The sequence below is a fragment of the Nocardioides lacusdianchii genome (assembly GCF_020102855.1).
In the GTDB taxonomy this organism is placed as follows: Bacteria; Actinomycetota; Actinomycetes; order Propionibacteriales; family Nocardioidaceae; genus Nocardioides; species Nocardioides lacusdianchii.
The window spans coordinates 114944-131225 of the sequence record NZ_JADHZD010000005.1 but is presented as its reverse complement, the minus strand read 5'-3'; the positions used below and the strand labels follow the sequence as shown (position 1 = coordinate 131225).

14 protein-coding genes are annotated in these 16282 nt (G+C 72.6%); 6 read left to right on the top strand and 8 right to left on the bottom strand.

The features are described from left to right. Position 1 precedes the first annotated feature (1 nt). The 4 genes from IRX98_RS09060 to IRX98_RS09045 all read right to left on the bottom strand — a co-directional run bounded on the left by IRX98_RS09060 (position 2) and on the right by IRX98_RS09045 (position 5258). A complete protein-coding gene (locus IRX98_RS09060) occupies positions 2 to 1792 on the bottom strand; it encodes a hypothetical protein (protein ID WP_224276000.1) in 1791 nt (596 codons plus the stop codon). Then, a complete protein-coding gene (locus IRX98_RS09055) occupies positions 1789 to 2742 on the bottom strand; it encodes a glycosyltransferase family protein (RefSeq protein WP_224275998.1) in 954 nt (317 codons plus the stop codon). The genes IRX98_RS09060 and IRX98_RS09055 overlap by 4 nt, the downstream gene beginning before the upstream one ends. Then, positions 2742 to 3800 (bottom strand): sulfotransferase family protein, encoded by a 1059-nt coding sequence (locus tag IRX98_RS09050; RefSeq protein WP_224275996.1) that lies wholly within the window; start codon positions 3798 to 3800, stop codon positions 2742 to 2744. Before IRX98_RS09050 ends, IRX98_RS09055 begins: the two co-directional genes overlap by 1 nt. Before the next feature lie 108 nt (positions 3801 to 3908). Further along, positions 3909 to 5258 carry a GH1 family beta-glucosidase gene (locus IRX98_RS09045; protein ID WP_224275994.1) on the bottom strand — a complete coding sequence of 450 codons (1350 nt, stop codon included), beginning with the start codon at positions 5256 to 5258 and terminating at the stop codon, positions 3909 to 3911. Between the two features lie 18 nt (positions 5259 to 5276). On the opposite strand from IRX98_RS09045, the gene IRX98_RS09040 reads away from it, so the two are divergent. Then, positions 5277 to 5981, top strand: coding sequence for a pirin family protein (locus IRX98_RS09040; RefSeq protein ID WP_224275992.1), 705 nt, complete (start codon positions 5277 to 5279; stop codon positions 5979 to 5981). Here IRX98_RS09040 and IRX98_RS09035 read toward each other — a convergent pair. Further along, positions 5972 to 7561, bottom strand: a complete 1590-nt coding sequence (locus tag IRX98_RS09035; protein WP_224275990.1) for an FAD-binding oxidoreductase — start codon at positions 7559 to 7561, stop codon at positions 5972 to 5974. The genes IRX98_RS09040 and IRX98_RS09035 overlap by 10 nt on opposite strands. Before the next feature lie 17 nt (positions 7562 to 7578). Here IRX98_RS09035 and IRX98_RS09030 point away from each other — a divergent pair, with 17 nt between their 5' ends. Together IRX98_RS09030 and IRX98_RS23410 are read left to right on the top strand one after the other, a co-directional pair. Next, positions 7579 to 8178, top strand: coding sequence for a TetR/AcrR family transcriptional regulator (locus IRX98_RS09030; protein WP_224275988.1), 600 nt, complete (start codon positions 7579 to 7581; stop codon positions 8176 to 8178). Then, a complete protein-coding gene (locus tag IRX98_RS23410; protein WP_224275986.1) occupies positions 8175 to 9731 on the top strand; it encodes a glycerol-3-phosphate dehydrogenase/oxidase in 1557 nt (518 codons plus the stop codon). Before IRX98_RS09030 ends, IRX98_RS23410 begins: the two co-directional genes overlap by 4 nt. Before the next feature lie 172 nt (positions 9732 to 9903). On the opposite strand, the gene glmS is transcribed toward IRX98_RS23410, so the two are convergent. Together glmS and IRX98_RS09015 are read right to left on the bottom strand one after the other, a co-directional pair. After that, positions 9904 to 11727: a glutamine--fructose-6-phosphate transaminase (isomerizing) gene (glmS, locus tag IRX98_RS09020; RefSeq protein ID WP_224275984.1), complete on the bottom strand. Its 1824-nt coding sequence runs from the start codon at positions 11725 to 11727 to the stop codon at positions 9904 to 9906. Between the two features lie 114 nt (positions 11728 to 11841). Then, positions 11842 to 12102, bottom strand: coding sequence for a hypothetical protein (locus IRX98_RS09015; RefSeq protein ID WP_224275982.1), 261 nt, complete (start codon positions 12100 to 12102; stop codon positions 11842 to 11844). Between the two features lie 246 nt (positions 12103 to 12348). Here IRX98_RS09015 and IRX98_RS23020 point away from each other — a divergent pair, with 246 nt between their 5' ends. Then, on the top strand, positions 12349 to 12474 hold the full coding sequence (locus IRX98_RS23020; RefSeq protein ID WP_268928837.1) for a hypothetical protein: 126 nt from the start codon (positions 12349 to 12351) through the stop codon (positions 12472 to 12474). A 168-nt stretch (positions 12475 to 12642) separates the two neighbouring features. Then, positions 12643 to 13212 carry a YceI family protein gene (locus tag IRX98_RS09010; protein ID WP_224275980.1) on the top strand — a complete coding sequence of 190 codons (570 nt, stop codon included), beginning with the start codon at positions 12643 to 12645 and terminating at the stop codon, positions 13210 to 13212. A 130-nt stretch (positions 13213 to 13342) separates the two neighbouring features. Here IRX98_RS09010 and IRX98_RS09005 read toward each other — a convergent pair whose 3' ends face one another. Further along, positions 13343 to 15076, bottom strand: coding sequence for a DEAD/DEAH box helicase (locus IRX98_RS09005; RefSeq protein WP_224275978.1), 1734 nt, complete (start codon positions 15074 to 15076; stop codon positions 13343 to 13345). Between the two features lie 106 nt (positions 15077 to 15182). On the opposite strand from IRX98_RS09005, the gene IRX98_RS09000 reads away from it, so the two are divergent. After that, on the top strand, positions 15183 to 16148 hold the full coding sequence (locus tag IRX98_RS09000; RefSeq protein WP_224275976.1) for a GNAT family N-acetyltransferase: 966 nt from the start codon (positions 15183 to 15185) through the stop codon (positions 16146 to 16148). Positions 16149 to 16282: the final 134 nt, after the last annotated feature.

Here is a 16282-nt window from a genome sequence, read left to right as displayed (position 1 = left end):
CCTAGCTCCCCCCGTCAGGCCGGTCGAGCGGATCGACCTCCAGCGCCAGGCTGGGCCGGAACCCCTTCCACTCCGAGGCCACGATGTCAGGTCGGCGGAACTCCTCGTCGTCCCGGGCCCAGGTGTGTCCCGCACCGGTGCGCCGCAGGACGTAGCCCAGGCCGTGGGTGCGGTAGATCCGACCGCCCGCCGCCTCGACCCCGGCGAGCAGCTGCGCGTCGACGAACTTGCGCACCCGGCGAAAGTCTCCGAGCGAGCGCAGCAGGCCGCGGTCGAGCAGCAGCGTGCCGCCGGCCACGAAGCGGGCGAAGAGCTCCGAGGGGTGCTTGCGGCGCACGGTGAGGTCCTCGCGCTCCGCGTTGGCGTGGAGGTAGACGAACTCCGACGGCATCCCGACCACGTCGGCGCCGGAGAAGCGTCGCGCCATCAGCAGGTCGTGCACGGCGTCGGGTGAGTACCAGTCGTCGTCGTCGACCTTGAGCAGCACGTCGCTCGACGCCGCCCGCGACGCTGCGGTCAGCACGTCGCCGAAGAAGGCCGACTCCTCGAAGGTGAGCACCTGGTGCGGCTGGTCGCCGAGCACCCGGCGTACGGCGTCGCGGTCGGGCTCGAAGCCGTGCGCGGCCAGCACCAGCTCGACCTCGGCGCCCCGCTGCCGGGCCACCTGCCGCAGCGCGAACTCGAGCATGTCGGGGCGCTTGGTCGACAGCAGCGCGCTGACCGGAGGCAGCGCGACGTGGCGTACGCCGGAACGCGAGGCCAGCGCCGAGCGCCAGGCCAGCGTGGAGTGGTGGTCGAAGGCCGCGCGGCGCACGGCGAGGCTGTGCTCCTCGCGGCGCAACGCGTCGTCGAGGTCGACGTCTGCGTCCAGCGCCGCGGCGAGCGCGGGCGCCACGTCGAGCACGCCCTCGGTCACGACCGGGACGCCCGAGATCGCGAGCGCGAGCAGGTCGGCGGTCGGGGTGTCGGCAGTGAGGCGCACGCCCTGGAAGCCGCGCGCGGCCTCCACGACGCCCTCGGTGACGGGCCCGGCGCTGATGCGCGACAGGTCGACGACCGGGTGGTCCCAGTCCTTGCGGAAGCCGATCGGGTTGAAGACCCGCTCGTCCACCGGCTCGGGACCGGGGTCGGTGACGACGGTCGGTGCGCGGTCGATGACGTGGTGGGGAGCGACCTCTCCTCCGCGACGGGCGACGACGACGTCCGGCGGCACGTCGCGCTCGGCGTCTCCGGCGCCGGCCACGCCGGGCAGCAGCACGCTGCGGGCGTCGAGGCCGGGCGCGGCGGGACGGCCGGCGTACGCCACGACGAGCCCGCCGTGGGTGGTGTCGCCCTGGCCGGCGGCCTGGCGGGCCATCTCCATCACGACCAGCTGGGCGCGCGCGCCCGAGGCGAAGCGGGCGACGGTGAGCACGCCGCGGTCACCGGCCTCGCGGGCGGCGAGGTGCACCAGCGGCGGCCACTCCGGACGCGGCACCAGCACCCACGGCGTCGGGGCGTCGGTGAGCCAGCACGCGATCGCCTTGCACTGGCCCAGCAGCGGCACGGCGCTCGCCATCCGCCGCAGCCGGGCGCGGTCGGCTGCCACGACGAGCACCGAGCCCCAGCCCTTGCGCGGGCCGCCGAGGGCCGACAGCGTGACGATCTGCGGCTCGATCCCGGGGACGTCCTCGATGCCGTGGAGCGCCTCGAGCGCCAGGGCGTCGGAGTCGTCGACGAGCACCAGGGTCGGACCCGGGAGCCGGAGGTCCCGGAGCGGGTGGTGGGCGGGCTGCTGGGGGGTGGGGCTCACGGTCGCGCGCCCTCCTTCGGCGCTCGGTGCTTCAGGGACGACGGCAGCGAGTGCTGCACCAGGGGACGCGGCTGGCGCCAGAGCCAGTCGCGGCTGACGTGGTCGATGATGTGCACGCCCTCGGGCGCCGTCACCTTGACCAGCCCGCCGAGCGCCTCGGGGTCGCCGTGGCGGATCGCCTCGTCGACCTCGAACTCGCGCAGCTTGCGGTAGAGCCGGGTGTTGGTGAAGTCGACGCCGTCGCGCCGCCAGTGGGCGTACTCGTCGGCGTCGAGCCACTTGACCTCGAGCACGAGCCCCTGCTGGAGCACGATCCGCTCGACCCCGGCGGGGAACTCGCGCAGCTCCCAGTCGAAGGCCTTCACGAAGGTGAAGTCCGGGCCCATCGGGTAGACCCACGGCTCGAGGAAGCGCAGGGACAGGTCGAGCCAGCCGGTGGACGGGTCGACGACGGTCAGCGGGTGGCGCGGCATCGCCACGATCGCCCGGGTCGACTGCAGCTGCCACGCGAGGTCGCGCAGGATGCCCGCACCCTCGGGCGTGAGCACCATGTCGCCGTCCCACTTCATCGAGTAGGTGGTGCGGACGTGGGAGAAGCACCAGTTGTAGAAGTGCGTCAGCGAGTGCACGCTCGTGGCCGGCGTGGCGAGGTGCTCGCCGCCGGCGCGCGAGACCCGGTGGGGGTAGTCCAGGACGGTCAGCCGCTCGCCCGCACCGCACTCCTCGGCGACGCGGCGCGCCACGTCGGCGGTGCCGTCGTCGGAGCCGTTGTCGACGAGCAGCACGTGGTCGACCGCGGAGAAGACCGGCGGCAGCACCCACGGCAGGTTGCGCGCCTCGTTGCGGACGCGGAAGACGCACGTCAGCCCGGGCTCCAGTGGCTCACCGGAGGTCCACGGCCAGGTGACGTCGTACGCCGGATCCCCCTCGAGCGACGCGATGTCGGGCATCAGGCGGATCCCTGGGGGCGCTCCCGGCCCATCACCCTGCGGAGCTTCTGCCGGGCCGCGGGCGGCACCATCGCGCGTACGGCGTGGGGCACCCGGTCCGCGGCGCTGCGCGACGGTGCCTCCTCGAGCGCGTCACGGCGGGCGTCCGCAGCGGCGCGGCGCCGCTGGGCCACGACGGTCGAGTGGGCGAACGCCTCCGCCTCGGCGTACTGGCCCGCGTAGGCGGTGCGGAGCTGGTCGCACCACTCCCGGTTCTTCTCCGAGTCGTCCGCGGCGATCGCGTCCAGCGCCTGCCAGGTCTCGTCGGCGAGCTCGCGCAGCCGGTCCGGCACACCGATGTCGTCCCACGTCATCGTCACCCGGCGCAGCGAGGGGTCGATGAAGCGGTGCACCTCGGCGATGTCGACCGCCATCGCGGTCTTCACGCCCTGGAGGTCGAAGGCCTCGCCGAGGGCGAAGACCGGCTGCGTCCAGTCGTCGAGGAGGTCGCCGTAGTGGACGAAGGCGCGCTGCTGGCCGCGCGTCGCGCGCTCGGTGTGGAGCATCATGTTGACCCAGGCGGCGGTGCGGGTGATCGCGCCCTGGTCGGACCCCGCACCCATCTGGCCGTAGTAGGTCTGCTTGGAGCCGACCACCTCGGTGACCGGCCGCAGCATGGTGACGTAGGCCGACGTCGCGTCGCAGCGGTCGGCCGCGGCGCGCCACAGGCCGAGGAACCACGACGCGCGCGGGTCCTTGACGACGAGCTCGTCGGCGACGGAGAACTGCTCCTCCAGCCAGGCCGCGACCCGCTCGCGGGTGGCGTGGTCGCCGCTGGTGGTGCCGGTGTCGAGCCAGGCCCGCGGGCGGGCGTCGGAGACCTGCACGTTGCTGCGCTGGAGCAGCTCGTGGTGCAGGTCCACCACCCAGCGCGGCTCGCCGAAGCCCTTGGGGTTGGTCGCGTCGGCGACGACCTCCGGCTGCGGCACGTGGAGGCCGAGGGTGCGCAGGGTGCCGGCCATGGTGCTCGTGCCGCTGCGGCCCGACCCCACGACGAACACCACCCGTCGACGACTCATCGACGTCCTCGCTTCGCTCCGGGCGCCGACGAGGCACGAGGGCGCTCCATGGGATTGATTCCCTCGCTGCGCTCGGTCATGGCCCGACCTTATCGGTGGCGGCTCTCCTCACAGGTGCTGCGGCTGGGCCTTGATGAGGTCGGCGTACCAGCCGAAGGACTTCTTCGGCGTCCGGACCAGGGTGTCGTAGTCGACGTGCACCAGGCCGAAGCGCTGGGTGAAGCCCTCGGCCCACTCGAAGTTGTCCATCAGCGACCAGCAGTAGTAGCCGCGTACGTCGACACCGCGCTGGATCGCCTCGGACACGGCGTTGAGGTGCGAGCGGAGGTAGTCGATGCGGGGCTGGTCGTCGACGACGCCGTCCTCGTCCGGGCCCATGTTGTAGCTGCACCCCGACTCGGTGATCACGATCGGCGGGAGCGCGGCGCGGAAGCGGGCGCGGAACATCACGAGGAACTCGCGCAGCGCGTCCGGCACGATCGGCCAGCCGAGGTCGGTGGTGGGGTAGCCGACGACGTCACGGTTCTCCCATGGCAGCTCCGAGCCCTCGGACGCCGCGGCCACCTTCATCGGGTTGTAGTAGTTGACGCCGTAGAAGTCGAGCGGCTGGCGGATCGTCGCCAGGTCGCCCGGCTGGACGATGTCCTCCATCAGCGGCGCGAGGTCGGCGGGGTAGCGACCCAGCAGCATCGGCTCGAGGAACAGGCCGTTCCACACCGCGTCGAAGAGCTTGCTCGCCCCCACGTCGGCGTCGTCGTCGCTGGCCGGCCACACCGGCGCGTGGTTGTTGGCGCAGCCGATCGAGGTCGCGCCGGCCCGGCGCAGCTCGATGGCGGCGCGGCCGTGGCCGACGAGCATGTGGTGCGAGGCCCACAGCGCGTCGAAGAGGAGCGTCCGCCCCGGGGCGTGCATGCCCATCCCGTAGCCGAGGAGCGAGGCGACGTTGGGCTCGTTGACCGGCACCCAGTGCTCGACGCGGTCGGCGAGCCGCTCGCCCACGATCGCGGCGTAGTCGCCGAGGCGCAGGGCGGTGTCGGGGTTCAGCCAGCCGCCCTCGTCCTCGAGTGCCTGCGGGAGGTCCCAGTGGTAGAGCGTGGCCATCGGCTGCTGGCCGTGCGCCAGCAGGGTGTCGACGAGCCGGTCGTAGAAGTCCAGGCCCTTCGCGTTGGCCGGCCCGCGGCCGGTCGGCTGGATGCGCGGCCAGGCGATCGAGAAGCGGTAGCCCCCTGTGCCGAGCTGCTGCATCAGCGCGACGTCCTCGTCGACACGGTGGTAGTGGTCGCACGCGACCGCACCGGAGCCGCCGTCGCTGACCCGGCCGGGCTCGGCGCAGAAGGTGTCCCAGATGCTCGGGCCCCGGCCGTCCTCGTCCGCCGCCCCCTCGACCTGGTAGCTCGCGGTGCTCGTGCCGAACCGGAATCCGGGCGGGAGCAGGGGGAAGTCGTGCGGGGGGGACACATCCGTGAAGATATCGGCATGACCGTGGCCCTGTACGCCGGATCCGACAGGTCGTCGGAGGCCGTCAAGGGGCGCTTGACCAGGCATTCCTTCTCGTTCGGGCCGCACTACGACCCGGCCAACCTCGGCTTCGGTCCGCTCGTCTGCCACAACGACGACGTCCTCGACCCGGCCGCGGCGGAGCCCGCCGGCTACGCCGAGCACCCGCACGCCGAGCTCGAGATCGTCACCTGGGTGCTCGAGGGCGCGCTGGTCCACACGGACTCGACGGGCGCCTCCCACGTGGTGGAGGCGGGCCGGGCGCAGGTGCTCTCGGCCGGCTCCGGCATCCGGCACAGCGAGGTCGCCGACCCCGCCTCCGGGCGCTGCCGCTTCGTCCAGGCGTGGCTGGCCCCGTCCGCGTCCGGCACCGCGCCGTCGTACGTCGTGGGCCAGGCGCCGTCCTCGGACGCGGACGGCCTGGTCGACGTCGTCGGCGGCGACGGGCTGCCGCTCGGCACCGACGGTGCCCGCCTGCTGGTGGCCCGGCTCGGACGTGGTCAGTCGGTGGCGCTGCCCGACGACCCGGCCCAGCACGTCTTCGCCGCGACCGGGGCGGTGGACCTCGACGGGCTCGCGCTGCGCTCGGGCGACGCCGTACGCCTCACCGACGAGCCCGGGCGCACCGTGCGCGCCGAGGAGCCGACCGAGCTGCTGGTCTGGTCGTTCTCCCGTCAGCCCTGAGCGACGAGCACGCCCGGGTTGAGGATCCCGGCCGGGTCGAGCTCGGCCTTCACCGCCCGCAGCACCCGCACGCCGACCTCGCCGATCTCGTGCACCAGCCACGGGCGGTGGTCGGTGCCGACGGCGTGGTGGTGGGTGATGGTCGCCCCGGCCTCCACCATCGCCTCGCTCGCCGCCCGCTTGGCCCCGGCCCACTGGGCGAGCGGGTCGTCGCCCTGCCGGGCCGCGACGGTGAAGTAGAGCGAGCACCCGGTCTCGTAGACGTGCGAGACGTGGCAGAGCACCAGCGCGCCGTCGCCGAGCGCGGACTGCAGCGCGGCCCGCACGTCGGCGTACAACCGGGCCCGGTGGGACCAGAAGGTCGCGGTCTCGAGGGTCTCGACGAGCACGCCGTGGTCGAGCAGCGCGTCGCGGAGGTAGGGCGCGGCGAACCGGCCGTGCACCCACCGCTGACCCGGCTCCTCGCCGAGCGCGGTGCCCCCGAGGCCGGCGAGCGCCTCCGTCACGGCGGCGCGGCGCGCCTCGACCTGCGCGGGGGTGCCCTCGTAGCCGGTGATCATCAGGCAGCCGGGGTCCTCCGACCCGCCGATCGAGGTCGGGTCGGCGAGGTTGAGCGCGGTCTCGGACTCGTCGGAGAGGCGGATCACCGAGGGCAGCAGCCCGGCCTGGGCGAGGGCGCGCATCGCGTCGGCGCCGGCGTCGAAGGACGGCCAGCGCCACCCCTCGTACGCCGTCACCGCGGGCGCGCGACGCACCCGGACGGTCACCGAGGTGATGACGCCGAAGGCTCCCTCGGAGCCCAGCACCAGCTGGCGCAGGTCGGGCCCGGCGGCGTTGGCCGGCGAGGAGCCGAGGTCGAGCGAGCCGATGGGGGTTGCGACGGTGAGCCCGACGACCATCGCGTCGAAGCGGCCGTAGCCCGCGCTCGACTGGCCGCTCGAGCGGGTGGCGGCGAAGCCTCCGATCGAGGCGTGCTCGTAGGACTGCGGGTAGTGGCCGAGCGTCAGCCCGCGCTCCGCGAGCAGCGCCTCCGCCTCGGGACCGCGCAGGCCGGGCTGGAGGGTGACGGTCATCGACTCCTCGTCGACGGCCAGCAGCCGCTTCATCCGGACCAGGTCGAGGCTCACCACGCCGGCGAAGCCGTCGCGTCGGGCCGCGAGGCCGCCGGTGACGCACGTGCCGCCGCCGAAGGGCACCACCGCGACGCGGTGCTCGCTCGCCCACGCCAGGACCGCGAGGACCTCGCCGTGGCCGTCGGGACGCACGACGGCGTCGGGGGCTTCGGTGAGGTCGCCGGACCGGGCACGGAGCAGGTCAGGGGTCGACTTGCCGCGGGTGCGGAGCGTGCGGGTCGCGTCGTCGAGGAGCACGTGCTCGGCCCCCACGAGTGCGCGCAGGCCGTCGAGCAGCTCGTCGTCGAGGGCCGTCGGCGCGGGCGTGGCGTCGACGGCCACCGCGGGCTGCTGGAGGCCGAAGGCCAGCTCGACCAGGCCGAGCGCCGACTCCGGCAGCTCCGTGGCGGCAGCGGGGTCGCCCCAGCGGTGCGGGTGCATCTCGACGGTCGGCGTCCCTGGAGTCATGCGTTACAGTGTGACACATGTCGTCACTTCGTCACATCGACCGCCCGGCCGGTGACCCCCGGGACGCCTACCTCGACGCGGCCCGCGACTGCATCCTCGACGTCGGGTGGCGGCGTACGACGCTGACCGAGGTCGCGAAGCGCGCCGGGGTCTCGCGGATGACGATCTACCGCGCGTGGCCCGACATGGGTTCGCTGCTCGGCGACCTGATGACCCGGGAGTGGGTCGGCATCGCGGCCGCGACGCAGGTCGCCGCGAAGGACACCGCCACCCCTGCCGGCATCGCTGCAGCAGCCGTCTCGACGGTGCGGGCGCTGCGCGACAACGAGCTCTTCGTGCGGATCGTCGAGCTCGACCCCGACCTGATGCTCCCCTACCTGCTCTCGCGCCGCGGCCGCTCGCAGGAGGCGCTCATCGAGATCCTCGCCGCCGAGATCGCGGACGGCCAGGCCGCAGGAGCGATCCGCGCCGGCGACCCGGTCCTGATGGCGCGCTCGCTGACCCTCGCCGGGCACGGCTTCGTCTTCTCGGCGATGACGATGACCGACGCCGGCATCGGGCTCGCGGACCTCGACGAGGAGTACGCCCAGATCGTCACCGGGTCCCTGGCACCGTGACCGGCACCCGCATCACCCCCGGCCTCGACGGTGTCCCCGCCGAGGTCGACGTGGTGGTGGTCGGGCTCGGCATCACCGGTGCGGGCGTCGCGCTGGACGCGGTGACGCGCGGGCTCACCGTGCTCGCGGTCGACGCCCACGACCTCGCCTTCGGCACCTCGCGCTGGTCGTCCAAGCTCGTGCACGGCGGCCTGCGCTACCTCGCCCAGGGGCAGCTCGCGATCGCCCACGAGAGCGCGGTCGAGCGGGGCATCCTGATGGACGTCACGGCGCCCCACCTGGTCCGGCCGCTGCCGATGCTCACGCCCGTCGACGCCTCCATGACCCGTGGTCGCACCGCGCTGACCTGGGCCGGACTCCGCGCCGGGGACGCACTGCGCCGCACCGCCCGCACCACGACCGGCACGCTCCCCCGCCCCCGCCGCCTCAACGCCACCGAGGCGCTCGGCCTCGTCCCGTCGCTGCGCGCCGACACCCTGCGCGGCGGCCTGCTCGCCTGGGACGGCCAGCTCGAGGACGACGCCCGGCTGGTCGTCACCCTCGCCCGCACCGCAGCGGCGTACGGCGCGGAGGTGCGCACGCGGGCCCGGGTGACGAGCGCGACGGGCACCCGCGTCGAGCTGCGCGACGAGCTCACCGGGCAGGCGTACGCCGTCCGCGCCCGCGCCGTCGTCAACGCGACCGGGGTCTGGGCCGGCGACCTCGACGACGACGTCCGGCTGCGTCCCAGCCGCGGCACCCACCTCGTGCTGCGCGGCGCGACGCTGCCGCAGACGCGGGTGGCGGTGATGGTGCCGATCCCGGGCACCACGGCCCGCTTCGCGATGGTGCTGCCGCAGCCCGACGGCACGATCTACGTCGGCCTCACCGACGAGCCCGTCACCGGTCCGGTGCCCGACGTGCCGGTGCCGAGCGAGGCGGAGATCGCCTTCCTGCTCGAGGTCGTCGGCAGCGCCTTCGCCACGCCCCCGACGCGCGACGACGTGGTCGGGGCCTTCGCCGGGCTCCGGCCCCTGCTCGAGGTGGCCGGGGCCGACACGACGGCCGACCTGTCGCGACGCCACGCGATCCTCACCTCCCGAACCGGGGTGACGACGGTGGTGGGCGGCAAGCTGACGACCTACCGCCGGATGGCCCAGGACACCCTCGACGCGCTGGCCCTCGACGGCGCTCGCCCGTGCCGCACCGCGTCCCTGGCGCTGCTCGGCGCCGCGCCCGCCGACGTCCTGCGCCGCAGCGCCGCCCCCGCCCGGCTCGTACGCCGCTTCGGCACCGACGCCGACCTGGTCCTGGCCACTGCGCGCGAGGTCACCGGGCTCACCGACGACGAGCTGCTCGCGCCGGTGTCCGACGCGGTGCCGGTGACGCTCGCCGAGCTGGTCTTCGCCATCACCCACGAGGGCGCGCACGACGTCGACGACCTGCTGGAGCGGCGCACGCGGGTGGGGCTGGTGCCGGCCGACCGCGCGGTCGCCGAGCCGGTCGCACGCCGGGCGCTGGAGCTCGTCCGCGCATGCTCCACCACTCCGTCCGTCCTCCGGACCACCACGTGACGGCGCCGTCCGCCACACGTGATCCAGAGGACAGCAAAATGCGGCGGTAGTTCCGACGAACCCCGGACACCGACGAGGGCCGGATGGGATCGTTCTCCACGGCGCGCCCCTTGCCGACCCCATGCGGCAAGGGGCGCCCAGTCCATCTCAGGACCCCGGGGTCGAGGTGCGACTACTCCACCGTGACGGACTTGGCCAGGTTGCGGGGCTTGTCGATGTCGTGGCCCAGGTGCTGCGCGGCGTGGTAGGCCAGCAGCTGCAGCGGGATGGTGAGCAGGATCGGGTCGAGCTCCGGCTCGTTGCGGGGCACGTCGATGCGACGGGCGCCGACCTCGCCGAGGTGCACGTCGGCGTGGGTGACCACGACGAGCGGACCCTTGCGGGCGGCGATCTCGTGGAGCGCGCCGATGTTGCGCTCGGTCAGCTCATCACGCGGCACGAGCGCGACGGTCGGCACCTCGGGGTCGATCAGCGCCAGCGGGCCGTGCTTGAGCTCGGAGGTCTGGTAGGCCTCGGCGTGGCGGTAGCTGATCTCCTTGAACTTCTGCGCGCCCTCGCGTGCCACCGGGAAGCCGCGCACCCGGCCGATGAAGAAGAGACTGCGGGCCTCGGCCAGGTCCTTCGCCACCTCGACCAGGTCGGCCTCGCCGGCGAGGATCTCCTCGATCTGGCCGGGCAGTCTCTCCAGCCCGGCGACGAGCCGCTTGCCGTCGGCGATCGACAGGTCCCGCACCCGGCCGAGCTGGAGGGCGAGCAGCGCGAAGCCGAGGAACATGTTGGTCAGCGCCTTGGTGCTCGCGACCGCCACCTCGGGCCCGGCGTGGAGGTAGATCCCGCCGTCGCACTCCCGCGCGATCGCCGAGCCCACGACGTTGACCAGGCCCACGCAGCGCCCGCCCTTGCGACGTACCTCCTGCACGGCGAGCAGGGTGTCGATGGTCTCGCCTGACTGGCTGACCGCGACGTAGAGGGTGTCGGGCTCGATCACCGGGTCGCGGTAGCGGAACTCGCTGGCCGCCTCGGCGTCGGCGGGGATCCGCGCGAGCTCCTCGATGAGGGCGGCGCCCATCTGGCCGACGTAGTAGGCCGACCCGCAGCCCAGGATCTTGACCCGGCGCACCGCCCTCAGGTCGCGCGCGTCCATGTGGAGGCCGCCGAGGTGCGCGGTGCCGAAGCGGTCGTCGAGCCGCCCGCGCAGCACGGCCTTCGCGGTCGTCGGCTGCTCGAGCATCTCCTTGTGCATGTAGGACTCGTGGTCCCCGGCGTCGTACGCCGACGCGTCGATGTCGACCTCGCTGGCGGTCTTGCCCGTCGAGGCCAGGTCGCTGTGGCGCATCGTGGTGAAGCCGGACTCCGTCACCGTGGCCATCTCGCCGTCGTCGAGCATCGCGACCGTCGTGGTGTGCCGCACGATCGCGGCGAGGTCGGAGGCGACGTACATCTCCTTGTCACCCACCCCCACCACCAGCGGGCTGCCGTTGCGCGCCACCACGATGCGGTCGGGGAAGTCGGCGTGCAGCACCGCGAGGCCGTACGTCCCCACGACCGCGCCGAGCGCGTCACGGACCTTGCCCTCGAGGCTGTCGGCGTCGCTGCGCGCGACGAGGTGGGCGAGCACCTCGGTGTCGGTGTCGCTGGCGAGCGTCACCCCGGCGTCGACGAGCTCGGCACGCAGGGCGGCGGAGTTGTCGATGATGCCGTTGTGCACGACCGCGACCCGGCCGGACTCGTCCGCGTGCGGGTGGGCGTTGGCGTCCGTGGCCGGGCCGTGGGTCGCCCAGCGGGTGTGACCGATGCCGGTCGTGCCGGCGAAGCGCTTCGGCAGCGCGTCGGTGAGCTCGCGCACCCGGCCGGCCCGCTTGGCCACCCGGATCCCGCGGCCGCTGAGCACGGCGACGCCGGCCGAGTCGTAGCCGCGGTGCTCCAGCCGGGTCAGTCCTTCGAGGACGACGGGTGCTGCGTCCTGGCGGCCGATGTAGCCGACGATTCCACACATGTGGGGTAGGGCCTTTCTGTCAATGGGATCGGATCTCGATACAGCGCCGTCTCGCCCTCGCGCCTCGGCCGAGGGCGCCACTCGACCACCGACGTGAAGTTCGCTCCGCGTCCCTCACCCGTAGATCATGCGGCGCAGCTGGCGCTCGGAGAGCTCCGGCGCTGCGACGACGCGGTCGGCGAGCTCCGCGGCGATGCGCGCGAAGATCTCGGGGTTCCTGGCGCCGTACGCCTTGAGGTGGGCGTGCCGCTCCCGGACGTAGATCTCCACCGGCTGGGCGTGGAAGGCGATCACGTCCTCGATCACCCGCGCCGCCTCCGACGCCGAGAGCGACGTGGTGGCGACGACGTGGGAGACGAGGGCGTGGTCGGGCACCCCCTGATCGTGGATCCAGGGGATCGGATTGGCAACTTCCTGCCCGAAATCGGGCAGGAAATGCATCTTCAGGCTCGCCCGTCGACCGCCGACCCCGTCCCTCTCGTCCCAAGTGGGGACGAATGAGGCGCCACGCCGCGATGCGACCCCTCGAGTGGGGGCTCCGGAGCGATGTCGAGCGAAAAGGGGGTGCGTGAGTGGGGACGTGCTATCTTAGGTGAACAGAAAGTGAACGGGAGGTGTCACATGAGCAAGCACTCGATGACCGGAGCACCGGTCTGCACGTGGGTGAGCGTCACCGATGCGTCGGGGCGCACCCACCTGGAGGCCCGCTGGTCGGTTGCTCCGACGGCTCACGCCGCCGCTGCCTGACCCCGCTCCACGCACGAGCCACGCCCCCGCACGGGGGCGTGGCTCGACGCATTTCCGGGCGCGGACGAAATTTCCCGGCCGATCGGGAATGCAGCTCGCGGGCGGTCCGTTATGGTGGTTGAAAGTTCTACCAACGACTTCGCCCCACCACTCCAGGAGACCTCTGACATGAGCACCGGATTCGACGCCCCCACCACCGCCATCGACGACATCAGCGGCGACTACACCCTCGACGTGAGCCACAGCCGCCTCGGCTTCGTCGCCCGCCACGCCATGGTCACGAAGGTCCGCGGCCAGTTCGGCGCCTTCACCGGGACCGCCCGCATCGACGAGGCCAACCCGTCGAGCTCGAAGGTCGACCTGACCGTCGACGTCACCACCGTGTCGACCGGGAGCCCTGACCGCGACGGTCACCTCGTGTCCGGTGACTTCTTCGACACCGAGACCTACCCCAACATCACCTTCGTCTCCACCGACGTCAAGCGCGACGGCAGCGAGTGGGCCATCACCGGCGACCTGACCATCAAGGACGTCACCAAGTCCCTCACGATCCCCTTCGAGCAGACCGGCTCCGCGCAGGACCCCTTCGGCAACGTGCGCGTCGGCTTCGAGGGCGAGACCACCATCAACCGCAAGGACTGGGGCCTCACCTGGAACGCCGCGCTCGAGACCGGCGGCGTCCTCGTCTCCGACAAGATCAAGCTCGAGTTCGACATCTCGGCGATCCGCAACGCCTGATCCTGACCGGGCACTTCGTGCCCGTCACACACGCCGACCGGGCGCTTCGTTCTGAACGAAGCGCCCGGTCAGTGCATTTCAGCGCGAGGAAGTGCCCGCTCGGCGTCCGCCGGCGGAAGGAACCGCCCGGTCAGCGGGGGTTCTTGCCCTTGTAGCCGCCGCCGCTGCCACCGCGGTGACCGCCGCCGGGGCGGCCGCGGAACGGGCCGTTGTCGGGCTTGATCTCGATGAGCTTGCCGGAGATCCGGGTGCTCTCGAGCCGCTCGAGCGTGCCCGGGGGCAGGTCCGCGGGGAGCTCGACGACGGAGAAGTCCGGCTTGATCGAGATGTAGCCGAAGTCGCCGCGCGACAGGCCGCCCTCGTTGGCCAGCGCACCGACGATCTGGCGCGGCTCGACCTTGTGCCGCTTGCCGACCTCGATGCGGTACGCCGCCATCGGCGCACCGCTGCGGGAGTCGCGCGGTGCCCGGTCGGCCTTGCCGCCGTGGGTCGGCCGCTCGTCGAAGCTGCGCGAGGCCCGCTCCGGCTCGGGCTCCAGCAGCAGGGGCTGCTCGCCGTGCATCACCGCGGCCAGAGCGGCGGCCACGTCGACCTCGGACACGTCGTGCTCGCTGACGTAGTGGGAGACGACGTCGCGGAAGAAGTCGATGCGCTCCGGCTGCGTCAGCGCCTGGGTGATCTGGTCGTCGAAGCGCGAGAGGCGCGTGGCGTTGACGTCGTCGACCGTGGGCAGCTGCATCTGGGTGAGCGGCTGGCGGGTGGCCTTCTCGATCGCGCGGAGCAGGTGGCGCTCGCGCGGGGTGACGAAGGCGATCGAGTCACCGGTGCGCCCGGCGCGACCCGTACGCCCGATGCGGTGGACGTAGGACTCGGTGTCGGTGGGGATGTCGTAGTTGACGACGTGGCTGATCCGCTCGACGTCGAGGCCGCGCGCGGCGACGTCGGTGGCGACGAGGATGTCGAGCTTGCCGGCCTTGAGCTGGTTGATCGTGCGCTCGCGCTGCACCTGGGCGACGTCACCGTTGATCGCCATCGCGGAGTAGCCGCGCGCACGCAGCTTCTCGGCGAGCGTCTCGGTCTCGTTCTTGGTGCGGACGAAGACGATCATGCCCTCGAAGTTCTCCACCTCGAGGATGCGCGTGAGGGCGTCCACCTTCTGCGGGTAGGACACGATCAGGTAGCGCTGGGTGATCGAGGAGACCGTCGACGTCTTGTTCTTGACGGTGATCTCGACCGGGTCGGCGAGGTACTTCTTGGAGATGCGGCGGATCTGCGCCGGCATGGTGGCGGAGAACAGCGCCACGTGCTTCTCGGCCGGGGTGTCGGCGAGGATCGTCTCGACGTCCTCGGCGAAGCCCATCTTGAGCATCTCGTCGGCCTCGTCGAGGACGAGGAAGCGCAGCTCGGAGAGGTCGAGGGTGCCCTTCTCCAGGTGGTCCATGATGCGGCCCGGGGTGCCGACGACGACGTGCACGCCACGACGCAGCGCGGACAGCTGGACGCCGTAGCCCTGGCCACCGTAGATCGGGAGGACGCGCACGCCCTTCATGTGGGCGGCGTACTTCTCGAAGGCCTCGGACACCTGGAGCGCGAGCTCACGGGTCGGGGCCAGCACGAGCGCCTGCGGGGTCTTCTGCGACATGTCGAGCTGGGACAGGATCGGCAGCGCGAAGGCGGCCGTCTTGCCGGTGCCGGTCTGGGCGAGGCCGACCACGTGGCGGCCCTCGAGCAGCGGCGGGATGGTCTGCGCCTGGATCTGCGACGGGGTCTCGTAGCCGACGTCGGCCAGCGCCTTGAGCACCGCGGGCGCGAGGCCGAGGTCGGAGAAGGTCTGCTGGGGGGCGTCGGTCTGGTCGTCACTCACCCGAACAAAGGTAGGGCCTCAGGCGTGAATCGGACATTCCCCAGCGGGTCCGGAGGGCGCGGATAAGCGCGCGACAGGCCGTCACGTGAGGCAGCACACTTGCTCCATGCCCGAACGACCCCGTCCCGACCTGCCGTCGACCACCCTGCCCGACCTGCCGCGGGGGCTCACCACCCGGCCCCTGGAGAAGACCGACGCCGGCGCCGTCCACCGCCTCATGGCCGCGCAGGAGCTGGCCGACATCGGCGAGGTGGCGATCGAGGAGGCCGACATCGTGAGCGACTGGGCCCGCCCCAGCCACGACCTCGGCTCCCGCTCGGTGGGCGTCCTCGACGGCGACGAGCTGGTGGCGTACGCCGAGCTGATGGGCGTCGACCGCGCCGACACCGCGGTCGCCCCGTCGCACCGCGGACGCGGCATCGGCACCTGGCTGGCCCTCTGGCTCCAGGACCTCGGCCGCCGGGTCGGCTCGCCGGTCATCGGCATGCCCGTGCCGCAGGGGTCGCCGGGAGACCGCCTCCTGGAGCAGCTCGGCTACCGGGTGCGCTGGACCAGCTGGGTGCTCCAGCTCCCCGAGGGCGCGACCATCCCGGAGCGCGAGCTGCCGGCGGGCCACGTCGTACGCACGGCACGGCCCGACGAGCTCCGGGCCGTCCACGACGTGCTCGAGGACGCCTTCCTCGAGTGGTCGGTGCGCGAGCGGGAGGCCTTCGAGGACTTCGAGGCAGCGACCACCGGACGCCCCGGGTTCGAGCCGTGGAACCTCCGCGTCGCGGTGGACGCCGAGGACACCGTGGTCGGCGTCTCGCTCGTCCTGGTGTCCGACAACGGCACGACCGGCTACGTCGACCGCCTCGCCGTCCGCCGCGACCAGCGGGGCCGAGGACTGGCCCAGGCGCTGCTGGTGGACTCCTTCGCCCAGGCCCGCGCACACGGCACCACGACGTCCGAGCTGAGCACCGACTCGCGCACCGGCGCGCTCGGTCTCTACCAAAGGGTGGGCATGGTGACGACCAGCATCTGGGTCAATCGCGCGATCGATCTCGACCCGACCACGGAAATCGCACAGTGAGTCAGCCCGGGCGAAAGATTCCGTCAAATGCACTGGTCTAGACACGAATCCACAGCGCATGAACTATTGCGCCATTGACTGTTCGTAGCCCGTACCATCGATCAACGTCGCTCACGCGACGCCATTGCAGGGAC

What these genes read in the sequence shown, in the direction of transcription:
- IRX98_RS09055 (WP_224275998.1), bottom strand. Translation starts at nt 2,742, where the DNA reads ATGCCCGACATCGCGTCGCTCGAGGGGGATCCGGCGTACGACGTCACC.
- IRX98_RS09050 (WP_224275996.1), bottom strand. Translation starts at nt 3,800, where the DNA reads ATGAGTCGTCGACGGGTGGTGTTCGTCGTGGGGTCGGGCCGCAGCGGC.
- IRX98_RS09040 (WP_224275992.1), top strand. Translation starts at nt 5,277, where the DNA reads ATGACCGTGGCCCTGTACGCCGGATCCGACAGGTCGTCGGAGGCCGTC.
- IRX98_RS09035 (WP_224275990.1), bottom strand. Translation starts at nt 7,561, where the DNA reads ATGACTCCAGGGACGCCGACCGTCGAGATGCACCCGCACCGCTGGGGC.
- IRX98_RS09030 (WP_224275988.1), top strand. Translation starts at nt 7,579, where the DNA reads ATGTCGTCACTTCGTCACATCGACCGCCCGGCCGGTGACCCCCGGGAC.
- glmS (WP_224275984.1), bottom strand. Translation starts at nt 11,727, where the DNA reads ATGTGTGGAATCGTCGGCTACATCGGCCGCCAGGACGCAGCACCCGTC.
- IRX98_RS23020 (WP_268928837.1), top strand. Translation starts at nt 12,349, where the DNA reads ATGAGCAAGCACTCGATGACCGGAGCACCGGTCTGCACGTGGGTGAGC.
- IRX98_RS09010 (WP_224275980.1), top strand. Translation starts at nt 12,643, where the DNA reads ATGAGCACCGGATTCGACGCCCCCACCACCGCCATCGACGACATCAGC.
- IRX98_RS09000 (WP_224275976.1), top strand. Translation starts at nt 15,183, where the DNA reads ATGCCCGAACGACCCCGTCCCGACCTGCCGTCGACCACCCTGCCCGAC.